The organism is Butyricicoccus sp. AF35-5AC (assembly GCF_003477715.1).
In the GTDB taxonomy this organism is placed as follows: domain Bacteria; phylum Bacillota; class Clostridia; order Oscillospirales; family Butyricicoccaceae; genus Agathobaculum; species Agathobaculum butyriciproducens.
In genome coordinates this window covers 68,621-84,420 of sequence record NZ_QUDX01000008.1, presented here as the reverse complement: position 1 = coordinate 84,420, position 15,800 = coordinate 68,621, and the positions used below count along the sequence as shown (strand labels likewise).

20 protein-coding genes are annotated in these 15,800 nt (G+C 42.3%); 18 read left to right on the top strand and 2 right to left on the bottom strand.

What is annotated here, in order from left to right:
* Positions 1-83: 83 nt before the first annotated feature.
* Positions 84-1,496 (top strand): relaxase/mobilization nuclease domain-containing protein, encoded by a 1,413-nt coding sequence (locus tag DWZ82_RS10995; RefSeq protein ID WP_118480830.1) that lies wholly within the window; start codon positions 84-86, stop codon positions 1,494-1,496.
* A 222-nt stretch (positions 1,497-1,718) separates the two neighbouring features.
* Here the strand turns inward: DWZ82_RS10995 and DWZ82_RS10985 are convergent, their stop codons facing one another.
* Complete coding sequence (locus DWZ82_RS10985; RefSeq protein WP_105309553.1) at positions 1,719-2,075, bottom strand: helix-turn-helix domain-containing protein; 357 nt, start codon at positions 2,073-2,075, stop codon at positions 1,719-1,721.
* A 164-nt stretch (positions 2,076-2,239) separates the two neighbouring features.
* On the opposite strand from DWZ82_RS10985, the gene DWZ82_RS10980 reads away from it, so the two are divergent.
* The 9 genes from DWZ82_RS10980 (at position 2,240) to DWZ82_RS10935 (ending at position 8,903) form a co-directional block, all read left to right on the top strand.
* Complete coding sequence (locus tag DWZ82_RS10980; protein WP_118480826.1) at positions 2,240-2,428, top strand: helix-turn-helix domain-containing protein; 189 nt, start codon at positions 2,240-2,242, stop codon at positions 2,426-2,428.
* 62 nt (positions 2,429-2,490) lie between these two features.
* Positions 2,491-2,715, top strand: a complete 225-nt coding sequence (locus DWZ82_RS10970; RefSeq protein WP_118480866.1) for a helix-turn-helix domain-containing protein — start codon at positions 2,491-2,493, stop codon at positions 2,713-2,715.
* A 1-nt stretch (position 2,716) separates the two neighbouring features.
* Positions 2,717-3,421 carry a VanR-ABDEGLN family response regulator transcription factor gene (gene vanR / locus DWZ82_RS10965; protein WP_118480824.1) on the top strand — a complete coding sequence of 235 codons (705 nt, stop codon included), beginning with the start codon at positions 2,717-2,719 and terminating at the stop codon, positions 3,419-3,421.
* A complete protein-coding gene (locus DWZ82_RS10960; RefSeq protein WP_005422949.1) occupies positions 3,408-4,496 on the top strand; it encodes a sensor histidine kinase in 1,089 nt (362 codons plus the stop codon). The genes vanR and DWZ82_RS10960 overlap by 14 nt, the downstream gene beginning before the upstream one ends.
* A 152-nt stretch (positions 4,497-4,648) precedes the next feature.
* On the top strand, positions 4,649-5,479 hold the full coding sequence (locus DWZ82_RS10955) for a hypothetical protein (RefSeq protein ID WP_233435094.1): 831 nt from the start codon (positions 4,649-4,651) through the stop codon (positions 5,477-5,479).
* Positions 5,480-5,487: 8 nt separating this feature from the next.
* Entirely contained in the window at positions 5,488-6,201 is a 714-nt protein-coding gene (locus DWZ82_RS10950; RefSeq protein ID WP_118480822.1) for an ABC transporter ATP-binding protein, read from the top strand.
* A complete protein-coding gene (locus DWZ82_RS10945) occupies positions 6,191-7,378 on the top strand; it encodes an ABC transporter permease (RefSeq protein WP_118480820.1) in 1,188 nt (395 codons plus the stop codon). Before DWZ82_RS10950 ends, DWZ82_RS10945 begins: the two co-directional genes overlap by 11 nt.
* A 29-nt stretch (positions 7,379-7,407) precedes the next feature.
* Entirely contained in the window at positions 7,408-7,899 is a 492-nt protein-coding gene (locus DWZ82_RS10940) for a hypothetical protein (RefSeq protein ID WP_005422940.1), read from the top strand.
* A gap of 44 nt (positions 7,900-7,943) precedes the next feature.
* Positions 7,944-8,903, top strand: a complete 960-nt coding sequence (locus DWZ82_RS10935) for a D-alanyl-D-alanine carboxypeptidase family protein (protein WP_005422939.1) — start codon at positions 7,944-7,946, stop codon at positions 8,901-8,903.
* Positions 8,904-8,967: 64 nt separating this feature from the next.
* Here DWZ82_RS10935 and DWZ82_RS15405 read toward each other — a convergent pair whose 3' ends face one another.
* Entirely contained in the window at positions 8,968-9,126 is a 159-nt protein-coding gene (locus tag DWZ82_RS15405; protein ID WP_173880161.1) for a hypothetical protein, read from the bottom strand.
* A 218-nt stretch (positions 9,127-9,344) separates the two neighbouring features.
* Here DWZ82_RS15405 and DWZ82_RS10925 point away from each other — a divergent pair, with 218 nt between their 5' ends.
* The 8 genes from DWZ82_RS10925 (at position 9,345) to DWZ82_RS10890 (ending at position 15,737) form a co-directional block, all read left to right on the top strand.
* On the top strand, positions 9,345-9,758 hold the full coding sequence (locus DWZ82_RS10925; RefSeq protein WP_118480816.1) for a sigma factor-like helix-turn-helix DNA-binding protein: 414 nt from the start codon (positions 9,345-9,347) through the stop codon (positions 9,756-9,758).
* A 536-nt stretch (positions 9,759-10,294) separates the two neighbouring features.
* Positions 10,295-10,525, top strand: a complete 231-nt coding sequence (locus DWZ82_RS10915) for a helix-turn-helix domain-containing protein (RefSeq protein ID WP_008728422.1) — start codon at positions 10,295-10,297, stop codon at positions 10,523-10,525.
* Positions 10,526-10,609: 84 nt separating this feature from the next.
* Positions 10,610-11,827 (top strand): tyrosine-type recombinase/integrase, encoded by a 1,218-nt coding sequence (locus DWZ82_RS10910; protein WP_118480812.1) that lies wholly within the window; start codon positions 10,610-10,612, stop codon positions 11,825-11,827.
* Between the two features lie 147 nt (positions 11,828-11,974).
* Positions 11,975-13,186: a tyrosine-type recombinase/integrase gene (locus tag DWZ82_RS10905; protein ID WP_007882176.1), complete on the top strand. Its 1,212-nt coding sequence runs from the start codon at positions 11,975-11,977 to the stop codon at positions 13,184-13,186.
* 494 nt (positions 13,187-13,680) lie between these two features.
* Entirely contained in the window at positions 13,681-14,511 is an 831-nt protein-coding gene (locus tag DWZ82_RS10900) for a phage antirepressor KilAC domain-containing protein (protein ID WP_118480810.1), read from the top strand.
* Positions 14,508-14,675 carry a hypothetical protein gene (locus tag DWZ82_RS15400; protein WP_185911899.1) on the top strand — a complete coding sequence of 56 codons (168 nt, stop codon included), beginning with the start codon at positions 14,508-14,510 and terminating at the stop codon, positions 14,673-14,675. The genes DWZ82_RS10900 and DWZ82_RS15400 overlap by 4 nt, the downstream gene beginning before the upstream one ends.
* Positions 14,656-15,330, top strand: a complete 675-nt coding sequence (locus DWZ82_RS10895; RefSeq protein WP_118480808.1) for a helix-turn-helix domain-containing protein — start codon at positions 14,656-14,658, stop codon at positions 15,328-15,330. The genes DWZ82_RS15400 and DWZ82_RS10895 overlap by 20 nt, the downstream gene beginning before the upstream one ends.
* Positions 15,327-15,737, top strand: a complete 411-nt coding sequence (locus DWZ82_RS10890) for a hypothetical protein (protein WP_243022938.1) — start codon at positions 15,327-15,329, stop codon at positions 15,735-15,737. Before DWZ82_RS10895 ends, DWZ82_RS10890 begins: the two co-directional genes overlap by 4 nt.
* Positions 15,738-15,800: the final 63 nt, after the last annotated feature.

Genomic DNA, 15,800 nt, shown 5'->3' with positions numbered 1-15,800 from the left:
TTTATATTATACCCATAAGGAGAGTTTATTTCAACGATAGGCACAAAGAGTTCAGAGAAAATATTTTGAGAGGAGGGCTTTTTATGGCAACTACAAGAATCATGCCACTTCATGTCGGCAAAGGCCGCACAGAGAGTCGGGCGATCAGTGACATCATCGACTATGTAGCAAACCCAAAGAAAACAGATAATGGAAGGCTCATCGCAGGATTTGCGTGTGACAGCAGAACGGTTGATGCGGAGTTCCTTCTGGCAAAGCGGCAGTACATTGCCGCTACCGGACGAGTGCGTGGCGCGGATGATGTGATTGCCTATCATGTGCGCCAGTCCTTCCGCCCCGGTGAGATTACCCCGGAAGAAGCCAACCGGCTGGGCGTAGAATTTGCAAAGCGTTTTACTAAAGGCAATCATGCCTTTGTAGTCTGCACTCACATAGACAAGTCGCACATTCATAATCACATTATCTGGTCATCGGTCAGCTTAGAATATGACCGGAAATTCCGAAACTTTTGGGGCAGCACCAAGGCGGTTCGCCGGTTAAGTGATACCATCTGCATTGAAAACGGACTGTCCATTGTAGAGAATCCGAAACTTCACGGAAAAAGCTATAACAAGTGGCTGGGAGATCAGGCAAAGCCCTCTCACCGAGAGCTGCTTCGTGTGGCAATTGACAACGCATTATCACAAAGTCCTGCTGACTTTGAAGAACTGCTGAAACTGTTGCAAGAGTATGGTTGTGAAGTCTCAAAGCGCGGAAAATCGTATCGACTGAAGCTCTCTGGTTGGGAGAAAGCCGCCCGCATGGACAGTCTGGGCGAAGGATATGGATTGGAAGATTTGCGGGCAGTTCTCTCCGGGAAGAAAGCACATACCCCGCGAAAGAAAACAGTCACACAGGCAGAGCCGCCAAAGATCAATCTGCTGGTGGACATTCAGGCAAAATTGCAGGCTGGAAAAGGCGCTGGCTATGCTCGATGGGCTAAGGTGTTCAACCTCAAGCAGATGGCGCAGACCATGAATTACCTGTCAGAGCACAACCTGCTGGAGTATGCGGTTTTGGAAGAAAAGGCTGCGGCTGCCACGGCACATCACAATGAACTTTCGGCGCAGATCAAAGCGGCTGAAAAGCGCATGGCAGAGATCGCTGTTCTGCGTACTCACATCGTAAATTATGCCAAGACCCGTGAGGTCTATGTGGCATACCGCAAGGCGGGTTACTCTAAGAAATTCAGGGAAGAACATGAGGAAGAAATTCTGCTCCACCAGGCTGCTAAGAATGCCTTTGATGAGATGGGCGTCAAGAAGCTGCCCAAGGTCAAAGAGTTGCAGACAGAGTACGCGAAATTGTTGGAAGAAAAGAAAAAGACCTATGCCGAGTATCGGCATTCCCGTGAGGAAATGCGAGAACTTTTAACGGCAAAGGCCAATGTGGATCGGGTCCTGAAAATGGAGGTAGAACAGGATGTTGAAAAAGAAAAAGACCACGGCCAGCGGTAAGCTGGTCCTGGTCAAAAGCGTTCGCAGAACGCGTAGCCACAGAATGAAATTCTGTGTTCAAAGGGGCTTGGGGGCGCTGCCCTCAACAAGCAAGCGGAGAGGAAAATCACAAAGGGATTTTCTTCTCTGCGGGTCGGTGTGTATTAACACCGGCATTGCTTGCCTCTTTTCTCCGAAATTGAAAAGAACCAGTGAGAGAATCGTTAAAGTTCACTCACTGGCTCAATTCGTTTCAAATTTTTCGGACAACTCTGTCAGTTCTTTCACCGTTTCCTGGGTGTGATGCAGCAGGGTGTCACGCATTTCTGGCGGACAGCTGGAATAAAGCATTTTCATCTGATTGACACCTTCATCTTCCAGAGAAATATCTGGATTTATAAGCGTATCTAAAGAGATGTGCAGGACCTTTGCCAATGCTCTTAAAATCAAATAAGAAGGATTCATTTTCCCCTTTTCGATATTGGCGATTTGCTTTACAGAAACATGGCTCAGATCCGCAAGTTCCTGCTGTGTCAGGTCTTTTTTCTTTCGGGCTTCCCGCATTTTTTGCCCCAAAGCAGTCAAATCATCAATCGGCATAATCGTTCACCTCAATAATATTGTATCGTTCCGGTTTATATGATGGAATGACCTTATTATGCCTAACAATCAGTATGATTATGCCGATTTTATAGAGCTGCGATTAGTGATAAACTTGTATTGTTCGAGACAAAGAACTATAATGTACTCTGTGGAGGTGCAGAATGGATTATATGACACTAAAAGAGGCCGCCGAAAAGTGGGGCGTGACACCTCGTAGAGTTAATTACTATTGCGCTGCTGGGCGTATCCCTAGCGCTGTGAAGATGGCAACTATCTGGCTAATTCCAAAGGATGCGGAAAAGCCGATTGATGGTCGAACAAAACAAGGAAAGGCAGAAAAGTATGAGTAATATATTACTTCTTGAAGATGATCTAAGCCTGATTAACGGGCTTTCTTTTGCTTTCAAAAAAGCTGCGAGTGAGTTATAATAAACTATGGAAGCTGTTGATTGATAAAAATATGAAAAAGGGCAAGCTTCGAGAAGCTATCGGAGCAAGCAAAAGCACTTTTGCTAAACTTGGTAAAAATGAGAATGTTACGCTCCCTGTATTATTGGAAATATGCGAATACTTGAATTGCGATTTTGGAGATATTATGGAAGCCTTGCCAGACAAGGTTAATAAGGAGTGCGAATAATATGAATGAAAACATTTTAATAGTTGATGATGAAAAAGAGATAGCCGATTTAATTGAGGTATATCTAAAAAATGACGGATACACGGTACATAAATTCTATAATGGTATGGACGCTCTCAAATGTATCGAGTCACAAAATTTGGATTTGGCAATTTTAGATGTAATGCTTCCAGATATTGATGGATTTCGTATTTGTCAGACAATCAGAGAACAGTATTATTATCCTATTATAATGCTGACGGCAAAAGTTGAGGATACTGATAAAATTATGGGACTTACCATTGGAGCTGATGATTACATTACAAAACCTTTCAATCCTTTGGAGGTTGTAGCAAGAGTAAAAACGCAACTTCGCCGTTATGTTCGTTATAATAATGCGGCTAATACCAAGGAAATAGATGCTCCCATTGCAGAACATGATGTAAGAGGACTTATTATAAACAAGAATACTCACAAATGTACTTTGTATGGAAAAGAGGTTACTTTGACACCTATTGAGTTTTCTATCCTCTGGTACTTATGTGAACATCAAGGCAAAGTTGTTTCAACTGAGGAACTATTTGAAAATATCTGGAAAGAAAAATATTTAGATAATAACAACACCGTAATGGCACATATAGGGCGGCTTAGAGAAAAATTAAATGAACCCGCCAAAAATCCAAAATTTATCAAAACAGTTTGGGGGGTAGGTTATGAAATTGAATAAAAATGAACAAAATTATCTGCTTACAATCCTGTTTAAAAGTTATATCTTACAGAGTGTAATTTGTTCGGGAATTATCTTAGTGTGTACGGTTTCGTTAGATATGGGACTTACTTGGGTACTGGATAGATATGTGGAACATTACTACCTGATATATAGGGGACTTTATGTTTATATGGTAGGGCTTATATTATGGGTAGTTTGCATTTTGTATTTGACTTATAAACTTTTGAAAAAGGTTGTTAATTATGTCTACGAGTTACAAGCTGCAACAGGAAAACTATTTGATAAATCAGTAGATTATATTGAACTCTCACCGGAACTAAGCGAAATTGCTATCAACATAAATCGCTTAAAGCAAGAAGCAGAAAACAATGCGCGACTTGCACAGGAAAATGAACAGCGCAAGAATGATTTGATTATGTACCTTGCACATGATTTGAAAACGCCGCTTTCTTCCGTCATTGGCTATCTAACACTACTGCATGATGATGAACAACAAATATCACAGGAGTTAAGAGAAAAGTATCTTTCTATTTCTCTTGATAAAGCAGAACGTCTTGAAGATTTGATAAACGAGTTTTTTGAAATCACACGATTTAACTTATCTAACATAACATTACAATACAGCAACATAAATTTGACCCGTTTATTAGAACAACTTATCTATGAATTTAAGCCCATATTAAAGGAAAAAAATTTGAAATGTACTCTCAATAGTACAAGCGACATTATGCTACATTGCGACGCAAACAAAATACAACGTGTGTTCGATAATCTCTTGCGTAATGCGGTAATTTACAGTTATACAGATACAGAAGTTGCAATAACCACAGAACTTCAAGAGAACACTATTGTAATTACTTTTGAAAATTTTGGGAATCCTATCGCAGAAGAAAAACTAAAACTAATATTTGAGCAGTTTTACCGAGTTGACACATCAAGAAATACTACAAGTGGTGGTGCCGGATTGGGACTTGCGATTGCGAAACATATTGTAGAACTACATAAGGGGACTATTGTTGCTCATAGTAAAGACGAGTGTATAAAATTTATAGTTACACTTCCACTTTCGTAGGAAAATCGTAAGAAATTCCGTAGCAAAAAAGAGGATTTTCTTGCGAACAATCATCAAAATTAAGGCTTTTATTTTGATATAATTATTGTATCAAGGTGAAAGCCTTTTATCTTTAAACGAAATATAATATACAATAACAAGGAGGTATGTTGGTGAAATACCAAAATCGAATTATGGCGTTACCTATGCTATGTATGATAATAATTGTGTTATCTGCCTGTTGTTTTGACGAGCAGAAAAATGAAACCAGTAACGTAAATCCAAAAGTACAATCCGTTGAAACGGTATCCGTTACTCGCGGTAATCTTACTCCAACGGTATCTGCTCACACAACTATTATTCCGGCTTTGGATTTTGTTTTATGTTCTTCTGTTGAGGGTACTTTTGAAGCCTGTTCCTCAGCCGGCAACAAAATTACTGAGGGTGGTGTGATTGGGAAAGTATCTGAAGAAGAAATAAAATCCCCAGTTGACGCAACGATTCTTTCTATTATCTCATCTAATGAGAGTGTTCCCAAAAATTATCCCTTAGCAACAGCTAAGTACACAGGTTTTGCTCTCAATATTGAAGCTGAAAATTTTTTGAAAATATTGCCGGAAAATGCAGCATTAAAAGCAAAGTTTCAAGTAGTTGATGGTGTGGGACCTACGGAAGCGATTGCAGTTGTAGTACCAGTATCAGAAAATGCAGAAAGCACATTGCAATGTTTAATTGGAAAAGATATTGATGTAAAACCCGGACAAAGTGCTACCGTTGTCATAACAGCCGAAACTAGAAAAGATGTGCTTTTGTTACCACTTTCAGTCATTGCGGGCAGACAAGGTAAGGGAATGGTAACCGTAATAAATGACGGAAAACAAATTCAAACAGAAGTTATGCTGGGTGCAACTGATGGTGCATATATAGAAATATTGTCGGGTGTAAATGAGGGCGATACAATTTCTTCTATTCCCCCAAACCTTGACCCAAGGAGTAAGGAGTAATTTGTAACATGGAAAAAACGAATGGAGGAAATTTAATTCAAATAAAAAACTTGGTAGCGACTGTTAATTTGAATAATGGTGATACCTTAGTAACTGTAAACAAAGCAAATATGGAACTAAAGCGAGGAAACAGCTATGCTGTTGTAGGCAAATCGGGTTCAGGAAAAACAAGCCTTATATCAATTATAGGTTTACTCAACCACTCATATCAAGGCGAATTTCTTTATAATGGTATGTCTGTTTCCACTTTAACAGATAGCCAGCTATCTATGCTTCGAGCAAGTAATATCGGTTTTGTTTTTCAAAACTATTCTTTAATTAAACATTTAAGAGTTTGGGAAAATATTGAGCTTCCTTTACTTTATTCCAAAAAGAAAATGAATACAAGACAGCGGAAAGAAGCAATACGAAATCTTTTGCAAAGTGTTGGATTAGAAGGAAAAGAAAATGATTATCCATCTAATTTATCAGGAGGCGAACAACAAAGAGTGGCGATTGCCCGCGCACTTGCAGTATCGCCGGAAGCCATTTTATGTGATGAACCTACTGGTGCTTTAGATAAAAAAACCGGAAAACAAATTATGGACCTTTTACATCAAGTTGTGCTTAAAAATGGCATTATGCTTTTAATAGTAACTCATGACCTCGATATTGCAAAGACTTGTAATACAATTTTTGAAATGGACGGAGGGAGGCTTCAATGTGTTAAATATGATTCTTAAAGACCTTCGTATTTCTCCTCTAAGAAATATCTTAACAGGTATATCGATGTTTGTAGGAATTATTGCAATGATTAGTTCTGTCTTGGTGGGAACGCTTGGTAAAGAATATTTGATTTCTGTCAATGCACAGATGTATGGATGGAGTCCTACATATTCTTTTTCAATTACAGGATCAGATTTTCAAGATACCATTAAAATGGAGAATTTTTTTCGAGAAATTTACAATACTGATCATTTTGTGGCTGTTACCTTTTCCATGCTGGAAGAGATAACAGTTGCTCCAGTAGCGTCTGTCTCTTCTCTACAAGACATAAGTGACACTGTTTACAAAAAGACTGTACCCGTAGATGTTGTTTTTACTACAAGCACATATAACAAAATCTATAATTTGCCTATGTCATCAGGGGATTGGTTTGATTCTTCGGAAATAAATAAAACTCTGTGCATGGTAGTAAATAAAGCAGCACAGAATTATTTTGATACTTCATATGCTGTTGGAAATGTAGAAAGTAGTCTTTCATTAACACCATTTAATGTGGTAGGTACTGTGAATGACGGGACAGATATACCAACTGTATATCTTGACGCCCATTCAATAGAACTACTTGTTCCGAATATGTGGAAAGTAAAAAATGCAACTGTTCATTGGCATTCAGAAGCGGGAATTACCATGAGACAGATGTATTCGTCATTACATGACATTTTAGAAGATACAATAGAAGGAAATTTGGATATCATAGGGAAAAGTGATATTGGAGATACTTATAATTCCGTACTTTCTGTACTTCAATTAGGACTTTTGGTAACATCATTTTTATTGTTATTTGTTTCTGTATTAGGACAAATTAACATAGGGTTATCATCCTTGGAACAACGTACTCACGAATTACTAATTAGACGGGCGATTGGCGCTTCTCGTGCGAATATTGTTACTTTAGTGTTAGGCGCACAATTAACTATATCAGTGTTTGTTTGTATTGTTTCAATCCTGATATCCTTTTTCTTGGTTCAAGGCATGGGGTTATTTCTGCCTGTGGATTCTCCCGTAGCGGCACTGGAATATCCTATTCTTTCGGCAGTGGTAGCTGTTATAACATCCGTTGTTGTAGCGTTGCTTGGAGGACTATTGCCAGCGTTAAAAGCTGCAAAGCTTGAACCTGCATTGGCGCTTAGATAAAATAAATTTTATAAAATTGGAGGAAAAACATGAAAATATTATCTATGAAAACAACGATTTTTTTAGGAGCAATGCTTTCTTTATTGGTATGTCTGATGTTTACAGGTTGTTCAAATTCTGAAACAAATTCTACTTCAAGAGGACTCACGGATTTTGCACACATTGAAGAAGAATATCTTGCAACCATTGACAGTTTGAATTGGCCTGATGGCATTACACTTCCTGATAAACTGGAAGATGAAGATACAGGAGCTTCCTTTCAGGTTGGTTATGGAGAAACGAGAGCTTCTTATTTGTGGGAATATTCATGGATGAAAGAATGGCTTGATACTTATAATACAGATCCAGAGCGAGCCGAAAAAGCATTAGAAGAATTGGAAAAAGCCTTCGACATGCCATATATGGGAATAGACCGGTGTGATGACGCAACTCGTAATTATTTGCGCGAAAATATAGATAAAGCAAAATTAGGTGACCCCTCTGGATTTACAGAAAGTATAAGAGCAAATTATGCCAATTAGATTTACCTATTAAATCTGACTGATTACTGTCGGAGGTGCAATTTATGAAAAGAAAATACAAGAGAAGGACGTCTCGTTTCGGAATATTTTTTGTTTTCCTTACTGCTGTAACGATAGCAGGTGTATTTTTCATACCGTGGGCAATGAAACCTGACAATTTTCGCAATGAGAAGAATAAAATCAACTCTTGGCTGAATGGAATTTTCTTTCAAGATTTTTATAATGCAAAATCCCTCATATTAGTTGACCTTTCTAATGACAATATATTTATTTCAAAGCGAGAAAACGAGCAACAGCTTCCTGCCAGCTTAGCCAAATTATTTGTCATTGAATACGCAGCAACACTTGCGGATTTAGATAGTATTGTTCCTGCAAATTATGAAGCAATCCAATTAACTAAACCTGGTTCATCTGTTGCGAATATAGACGCGAAAAAATATTTTCTCCACAATTTGTTTGCTGCCATGTTGGTTCCATCTGGAAATGACGCTGCTTATGTAGTCGCGGATTATTGTGGTTCTATTCTTTCACCACAAGCTAAGAATAGTCAAGAACGTATTAATGTTTTTATGGAACATCTAAATAATTACTTACAAAATCAAGGGTATGAAAACACAATTTTATATGACCCAAGCGGATATGATGTCAATGCTCTCACTACCGTTTCAGACCTAAAATCAGTATCTACTCACCTTTTAGAGAAGCAATGGTTTAGAGATATTGTTTCAAAGAGTAATTATACAGCTACTTTACCTGACGGAAGTACGCAGACATGGAGGAATACTAATACTTTTCTTGACCAAACATCAGAATATTACAATGAAAATGTTAAAGGTATCAAGACAGGTTCCTTATCTAATGACTATAATTTAGTTGTTCTTTATCAACAACATGGAAAGGAATTTTTAATATGTAGTTTAGGCTCTCAATCGGATTCTTCAAGATATGATGATGTGAATTATATTCTTAAAACAATAGATGAATCTGACTATTTAACTAAATGATTTCATCTGCCGGACGACGGCAAAAGAAAAAAAGCCGTCGCAGAGCAGACACATTTTCACGCGCCTATGAAACGGCGGCTTTGATTTTCAGAGCCGCCGTTTCTTTGCGTTTACACAAACCTATGACGACTTGCAGGGACACGGTAGCCGATTGGAGGTTATTTTGCCGTGTCTCGTTTGCTTTTTCAAAGCTCACATGATCTACATCAGTTAAAAAAAGCATTGCTCCTCCTCCGGGCAAGTATAACATTGCATCGGCATTATCGTTCCATGTAATTCAGCATAATAATGGCTGTTCTTGGCGCGCCAGTTTTCTCTCACGGAAATCTGGCGTTTTTTGTTGCCATTTTTTCGGAGATGACCCGGTTGTCTGCCGGTGTCGGTCTCCGCCTCCATTCGATTCACCCGTTAACCACCCGTGAATCGAAATGGAGGTACATAATGAAGAAAGTCAATCTCCGGGATCTGTATCCCGATGTTTATAAAACCGATCACTTTGTAGAAGTAACAGAAGATGTGCTGGAGACGATCAGAGACTCTGAGCGTGCAGAAGCTGCCTATGACCGGAGGATGTATCGTTATAAGGCGCATTACTCTCTGGACTGTGACAATGGCATTGAAAATGCGATCCTACTGAAGCCCCAGACGCCGGAAATGTTTCTGGAGGAAAAGCAGCTGCGGGAGCAGATCTATGCCGTAGTAATGGCTTTGCCGGAGAAACAAGCCAAGCGGATCTATGCCAGGTATTATCTGGGCATGAGAGTAGGAGAGATAGCCGCAGCAGAGGGGGTAGATCCAAGCCGTGTCCGTGACAGCATTCGGCGTGGTCTGAAGCAGCTGGCAAAATATTTTTGATAAATTTTCGTTTGAAGCGCCTGTTTTTTGTTCTTTTTGTCAGTGCTTATAAGAAGGACAAGTTTTCCCCTTCATCAGCACTTTGACAATTTCATAGACAGCATAACAGGTACATAACCCGTGTACGAGCGAGTGTGGAACGCCGCGAAGATGGAGCAGTCAGGGAGGTGATGAAAGAACTGCTTCGGAGCGATCTACGATTTCATAAAACGGATTGTGGCAGATTCGGCGCGATGACTGCATGGGGGCTTAAAGATACTTCCTCACGGCCCGCCAAAGACTTGGGGGGAACCCTGCGGCACACGATACGAACGATGCTGCGGAGTTATGACAGCCGCGCCAGCGGAGACCTGTTGTGTTCCCATCGTCAGGGGGCGTGGCAAATATGACGAAAGCTGAGTTATATAAATAGGAAGCGTTTGTAGCTTCCTGTTCAAAATCAGATACCATGCGCTGGCAGTTTCGGCTGCCAGCGTATTCATGTGGCTTTGAACAAACACGATGATAAACTTGACAGATTGGAGGAAATATGCTTTATGGAAAAACTTATTACACGAAAAGAAGCAGCAGAAATTTTGGGTATCAGCATTGCAACGCTGGACGCGGCCCGTAACAATGGTCTTATTTCTTATGTGCAATATGTGCAGAATGGCTGTGTGTACTTTACCTCAGCGGGCCTTCAGGAGTATATCGCAAAATGCACCCACAGAGCAAAGCCAGCAGAAAAGAACGCAACTTATCGTAAACCTCGCAGAGCTGGAGTGTAAGCCGGTCCGTATCCTTGTCGAAATCATAATGGTCTGATAAAACATAGATACAGCGCTGGAGTATATTCTTAGGAGGTGGAGGAATTGGCAAATAGGAAAATAATGCTTCCTCAATATGGCACAGTTATGAAAAGAGGTGTCCTATATTATAGGACCAGAATCAAAGACACGAATGGTAAGCTCGTAGCTATCTACGCAAAAACACCTGAAGAACTATACAACAAAGAAACGCTTGCGTTGGAACAGATTGAGAATGCCACTTTTCATCGGAAAACGCCCACAGTTGCAGAGTATTGTGAAAAGTGGCTGCTGATGCAGTCGGTTCATGTACGAGCTACTACTTTGACGGATTACACCTCAAAGGTCAGGCGGCATATTATAGCGGAATTGGGAGATAAACGGATGGGTGAGGTTAGCCTGGATGATATTCAGCTTGCCCTTGTTCCGGTTTCCAAGAAATCTGCATCGGTTTATAAATCTGTGGTAATCCTTTACAAATCTATCTTTCGCGCAGCGATGGAAAGCAGGATCATTGACCATAACCCGACGATTTATCTCACGACAAAAGGTGGCGGTGTTCCACAAGAGGATCGTCAGGCTTTGACAGATGAACAGGCAGCACGCCTTTTGGATGCTATCCGAGATTTGCCGCCTTATGTCTTTGTCATGATTGGTTTATATGCAGGGCTGCGCCGGGAAGAAATTCTTGCTCTGCAATGGGATTCAGTATATCTGGATACGGATACTCCATATCTGACGGTAAGGCGGGCATGGCACACAGAACACAACAGACCGGTAATCTCAGACGAATTGAAAACCAAGGCTGCGGAGAGAAATATCCCTCTTCCTGTTTGCTTGGCTGAGTGTTTGAAAGCAGCAAAGGAAACATCGACTTCGGAGTATGTGGTTTCAAACCGGGACGGCGAACCGCTGTCCTACACGCAGTTTAAGCGACTTTGGCAGTATATTGTTACGAGGACGGTCAAGGAGCGGAGCTATTATCGGTATGAAGATGGAAAAAGAGTAAAGCATACTGTCACACCTGTCTTGGGAGAAAAGGCTGCTCATAACGGAAAAGTGGTTTACAGTCTGGACTTTGAAGTAACACCCCATCAGCTGCGGCATACTTACATTACCAATCTCATTCATGCATCGGTAGATCCCAAAACGGTTCAATACCTGGCAGGCCATGAAAGCAGCAAGATTACCATGGACATTTATGCAAAGGTTAAGTACAACAGACCAGATGAGCTGGTCAGATCAATGAACTGTGCGTTTGCAAGCTGGGATGCAGCACAGTAATAACAAATAGGAAATGAAGCAGGAGCGAGGCAAGGATGTCTCGCTCTTTGTTTTACCTCAGCCGTATCTTTGATTAAATCGAGGCTTTCTGATAAAAAGAGAGTGTAGATACGGAGACTACACATTATCAAGAAGGGACGATCAAAGATGGCAAAAAAGAAAACACAGATCCCGAAGTACGGGACCATTACATTGAAAGGAATCCAGTATTACAGAACCAGGATTACGGATGCAGATGGAAAAGAGTTGAGTTTGTATGCCGCTACTTGTGAGGAATTGTATGAGAAGCAGTTAGAGGCCCGGAAGCAGGTGGAAGAAATTATCTTTCACCGGCAGCACCCGACAGTAGCCGAGTATGGAGAGAAGTGGCTGCTGATGCAGTCGGCAAAGGTGTCTGCGTCTACACTCAGAGGTTATACGAGGGATATGACAAACTATATCATAAAACCTCTGGGAGAGATGTATATGGAAGAAGTGACCGCTGACGATATTCGGCTGGCGCTTGTTCCATTGTCAAAGAAATCGGAAGGCTTATACAATAAGGTCAATATGCTACTCAAGTGCATTTTTTATGCGGCAGAGAGAAACCAAATTCTTGAACACAATCCCTGTGCGGGAATATCCGGTAAAGGCGGAAAACCGACAAAAAAGAAGGAGGCATTGACAGATCAGCAGGTAGCCGTGCTTCTGGATACAGTCAAGGGACTTCCTCCATATTTGTTTATTATGCTCGGTTTGTATTCCGGTCTGCGTCGGGAAGAAATTCTTGCACTGCAATGGGATTGTGTATTTCTGGACGAGGATACACCTTATCTATCGGTGAGGCGGGCATGGCGCACAGAGCATAACAGACCCGTGATTTCTACGGTGCTAAAGACTCCGGCGGCAAAAAGGGATATTCCGATACCGAAGTGTTTGGTGGATTGTCTGAGAGAAACGAAAGAAAATTCCATATCAGATTATGTGATTGCTGACAGCAAAGGGGAGCCGCTGGCTGCTTCGCAGTTTCAAAGAGTGTGGCAGTATGTCGTTGTCCGCTCCACTAAGCCCCGGAACTATTATAAGTATGTGAATGGGCAGAGCATCAAATACACGGTTACCCCAACGCTGGGCATGACCCAGAAAAATCAACCCAAAATCAGATATACGCTGGACTTTGATGTAACCCCGCATCAGCTGCGGCACACTTACATTACCAATCTTCTCTATGCTGGTGTTGATCCGAAGACCGTCCAATACCTTGCCGGACACGAAAACAGCAAAACAACTATGGACATCTATGCAAAAGTGAAGTACAATAAACCAGAGGAGCTGTTTGGGGTAGTAAATGGTGCGTTTCAGCAGGCTATTGCTGAATGAAAAAAGGCCGTTTTTTATGGTCCGCACACCGGATAACTGAGAGGCAGAAAGCCGGAAAAGCCCGGAGTATCAAGGGAAAACAGCTCAAAAACTCGCGCAGTACGGCCTGAAGGCTGCACGTCGCGCACCGCAGTTCTCCAAGCGCTAATCTACAGCTTAATAATGCTAAAAAGCCCGGAAATACACCATTTTCCGGGCTTTTTCTATACCCAAAATTCTGTCTGGACTGTTCGATTTTGATGGAATTTGAACGGAAATTTATGGGTTTATAGTGGCCGAATTACTGGTGGACAAGCCCATTTTGACCTCTTATGGGTTAAATTACTGGTGGACAATAGGAGCAAATGTAGTCCAATTTTGCCGTCAACGGACGAACACATACTTGACTGATTTACATAGAGCCTTGGCTCATTCTTTGAAAACGAGAATGGGTTGAGGCTCTATTTTTTTCGCCAGAAATCCGGCGAGACAAATTCGAGCAGGAGGTAACAGGTATGACGGATTTCAATCAAAAGACCCATGACACCGCTGTGGACAGTCATGGCAGACAGTCGAGGCAGATGATGGAGGTGTTCGAAAATCAGGAGTTTGGTTCGATCCGCGTGTTGCAAGAGGTAGGCAAGACCTTCTTCTGTGCAAGCGATGTAGCGAAAGCGTTGGGGTATGTGAATCCCTATGCCGCAGTGAAACGCCATTGCAGAGGCCCCCTAACGAAACGCGAGGGGGTCGTTCAGAAGGTGAATCAGTATGGGGATGCTGGAGAGCAGGCTGTTGAAATCTCCTTTATCACAGAAGGCGATGTTTACCGGCTGATTGTTCACAGCAAGCTGCCATCGGCAGAACGATTTGAACGCTGGGTGTTTGATGAAGTTCTCCCTTCCATCCGCAAGCATGGTGTGTATATGAGCGATTCCATTTTGGATCAGGTGATTCAGCATCCGGAGGTCATCTACACTCTGGCGCAGGAGCTTGTAGCCGAGAGAGAGCAGCTTGAGGGTATCTGCAAACAACTGGATGCGGCGCAGCCCAAGGCAGACTACTTCGACACCTTTGTAAATTCGGAGGACTGCACCTGCATCCGGAATTTCTGTCAGGAAATCGGTATCCCGGAGAAGACAGCAGTGGCTCTCTTACTGGACCATCGCTATCTGTACCGCAGTCCAAGCGACTGGCTGATGCCTTTTGCAGACAAATCTGCAAGAGGCTATTTTATTGTCCGGGATTGCTACGGCAGAAGCGGAAAACTGGTACAGCAGACGAGAGTGACCTGCAAGGGAAAGAATCATCTCTTCAAGTTGTTTAAGAAATGGGGTGTGATCGAATGACACTTTTTACAGAGGGACGACTTCAGGCATTTGAACGCATGATGCAGGATACCGGCAAATACCATCGCCGGGAGGACAGCGAAGATCGTCCGCGCAAATGTCCGAAGAAAAAAGCGGAGCCTGCGAAAAAGGGTGGTGAGCACCATGCCGGTATTCAGGGTTGAGAAGAACAGCAATTACACAACGATGTGCAATTACCACCTGCGGGATCAGGGTCTCAGCCTGAAAGGAAAAGGACTTCTCTCTATGCTGCTCAGTTTGCCGGACACATGGAACTATTCGGTACGGGGATTATCTTCGATTACACCGGATGGCGTAGATGGGGTGCTTACAGCTCTGAAAGAACTGGAACGTCTTGGGTATCTGGAAAGGAACCAGCAGCGTGAGAGCAACGGTCGGATGGGCAGAGCGGAGTATGTGATCTATGAGATGCCAAGGAAAAAGCCGTGTTCGGAATCACCGTGTACGGAAAAGCCGTATACGGTAAATCCGGATACGGACACACCGGTTACGGAAAATCCCGCGCAATTAAGTACTAATAGAACAAGTACTGAAACAATCAATAAAAGAGAAAGAAAGGAAATCCAGCACCGGTATGGCTCATATGAAAATGTCCTTCTCTCTGACACGGAATACAGCAAGCTCCGGCAGGAGTTCCCGGGAGATTATCTGATGCGGGTGGAACGGCTCTCTGAGTATATGGCCTCCACCGGCAAAAGCTACAAAAATCACCTTGCCACAATCCGGAGCTGGGCAAAGAGAGAAAAGCCGAAGTATAACCCGGCAGACTACACATTTGAGGAAGGAGACAGCCTTTGAGTGACATGGTGCCTGAGGTTTTGAATGCGGCGTTGGATTCGCTCTTTACGCCGAAAGAACCCGGAGAGCAGGAATACAAGGGCGAAGATGGTCTGCTGTATTGTCGGAGCTGCCACACGCCGGTGCAGTGCAGGGTAAAGCTCTGGGGCAGAGACAAGATTGTTCCCTGCCTTTGCAGATGCCAGCAGGAAGCGATGGCGGAGAAGAAACGCCAGGATGAGCTGGTGGAGCGGCAGCGTAAAATCAGGAAGCTGAAAGCAACGGGGATTCAGGAAAAACATCTTCTGGAATGGAATTTTGTCGTTGCAGAAGATAATAAGGATATCCAGATGGCAAATCTACACGCTGAAAGCCTTAGAAAACCAGCACAGGGATGCGACACCGGAGGAACAGGAAACGTTGGCTAATTATGTAGGCTGGGGCGGACTGACAGATGCCTTCGACGCAGAGAAAACTGCCTGGGCTGGCGA

What these genes read in the sequence shown, in the direction of transcription:
- DWZ82_RS10905 (WP_007882176.1), top strand. Translation starts at nt 11,975, where the DNA reads ATGGCAAAAAAGAAAACACAGATCCCGAAGTACGGGACCATTACATTG.
- DWZ82_RS10980 (WP_118480826.1), top strand. Translation starts at nt 2,240, where the DNA reads ATGGATTATATGACACTAAAAGAGGCCGCCGAAAAGTGGGGCGTGACA.
- DWZ82_RS15400 (WP_185911899.1), top strand. Translation starts at nt 14,508, where the DNA reads ATGACACTTTTTACAGAGGGACGACTTCAGGCATTTGAACGCATGATG.
- DWZ82_RS10940 (WP_005422940.1), top strand. Translation starts at nt 7,408, where the DNA reads ATGAAAATATTATCTATGAAAACAACGATTTTTTTAGGAGCAATGCTT.
- vanR (WP_118480824.1), top strand. Translation starts at nt 2,717, where the DNA reads ATGAATGAAAACATTTTAATAGTTGATGATGAAAAAGAGATAGCCGAT.
- DWZ82_RS10895 (WP_118480808.1), top strand. Translation starts at nt 14,656, where the DNA reads ATGCCGGTATTCAGGGTTGAGAAGAACAGCAATTACACAACGATGTGC.
- DWZ82_RS10915 (WP_008728422.1), top strand. Translation starts at nt 10,295, where the DNA reads ATGGAAAAACTTATTACACGAAAAGAAGCAGCAGAAATTTTGGGTATC.
- DWZ82_RS15405 (WP_173880161.1), bottom strand. Translation starts at nt 9,126, where the DNA reads ATGCTTTTTTTAACTGATGTAGATCATGTGAGCTTTGAAAAAGCAAAC.
- DWZ82_RS10925 (WP_118480816.1), top strand. Translation starts at nt 9,345, where the DNA reads ATGAAGAAAGTCAATCTCCGGGATCTGTATCCCGATGTTTATAAAACC.
- DWZ82_RS10945 (WP_118480820.1), top strand. Translation starts at nt 6,191, where the DNA reads ATGATTCTTAAAGACCTTCGTATTTCTCCTCTAAGAAATATCTTAACA.
- DWZ82_RS10900 (WP_118480810.1), top strand. Translation starts at nt 13,681, where the DNA reads ATGACGGATTTCAATCAAAAGACCCATGACACCGCTGTGGACAGTCAT.
- DWZ82_RS10995 (WP_118480830.1), top strand. Translation starts at nt 84, where the DNA reads ATGGCAACTACAAGAATCATGCCACTTCATGTCGGCAAAGGCCGCACA.
- DWZ82_RS10960 (WP_005422949.1), top strand. Translation starts at nt 3,408, where the DNA reads ATGAAATTGAATAAAAATGAACAAAATTATCTGCTTACAATCCTGTTT.
- DWZ82_RS10950 (WP_118480822.1), top strand. Translation starts at nt 5,488, where the DNA reads ATGGAAAAAACGAATGGAGGAAATTTAATTCAAATAAAAAACTTGGTA.
- DWZ82_RS10935 (WP_005422939.1), top strand. Translation starts at nt 7,944, where the DNA reads ATGAAAAGAAAATACAAGAGAAGGACGTCTCGTTTCGGAATATTTTTT.
- DWZ82_RS10985 (WP_105309553.1), bottom strand. Translation starts at nt 2,075, where the DNA reads ATGCCGATTGATGATTTGACTGCTTTGGGGCAAAAAATGCGGGAAGCC.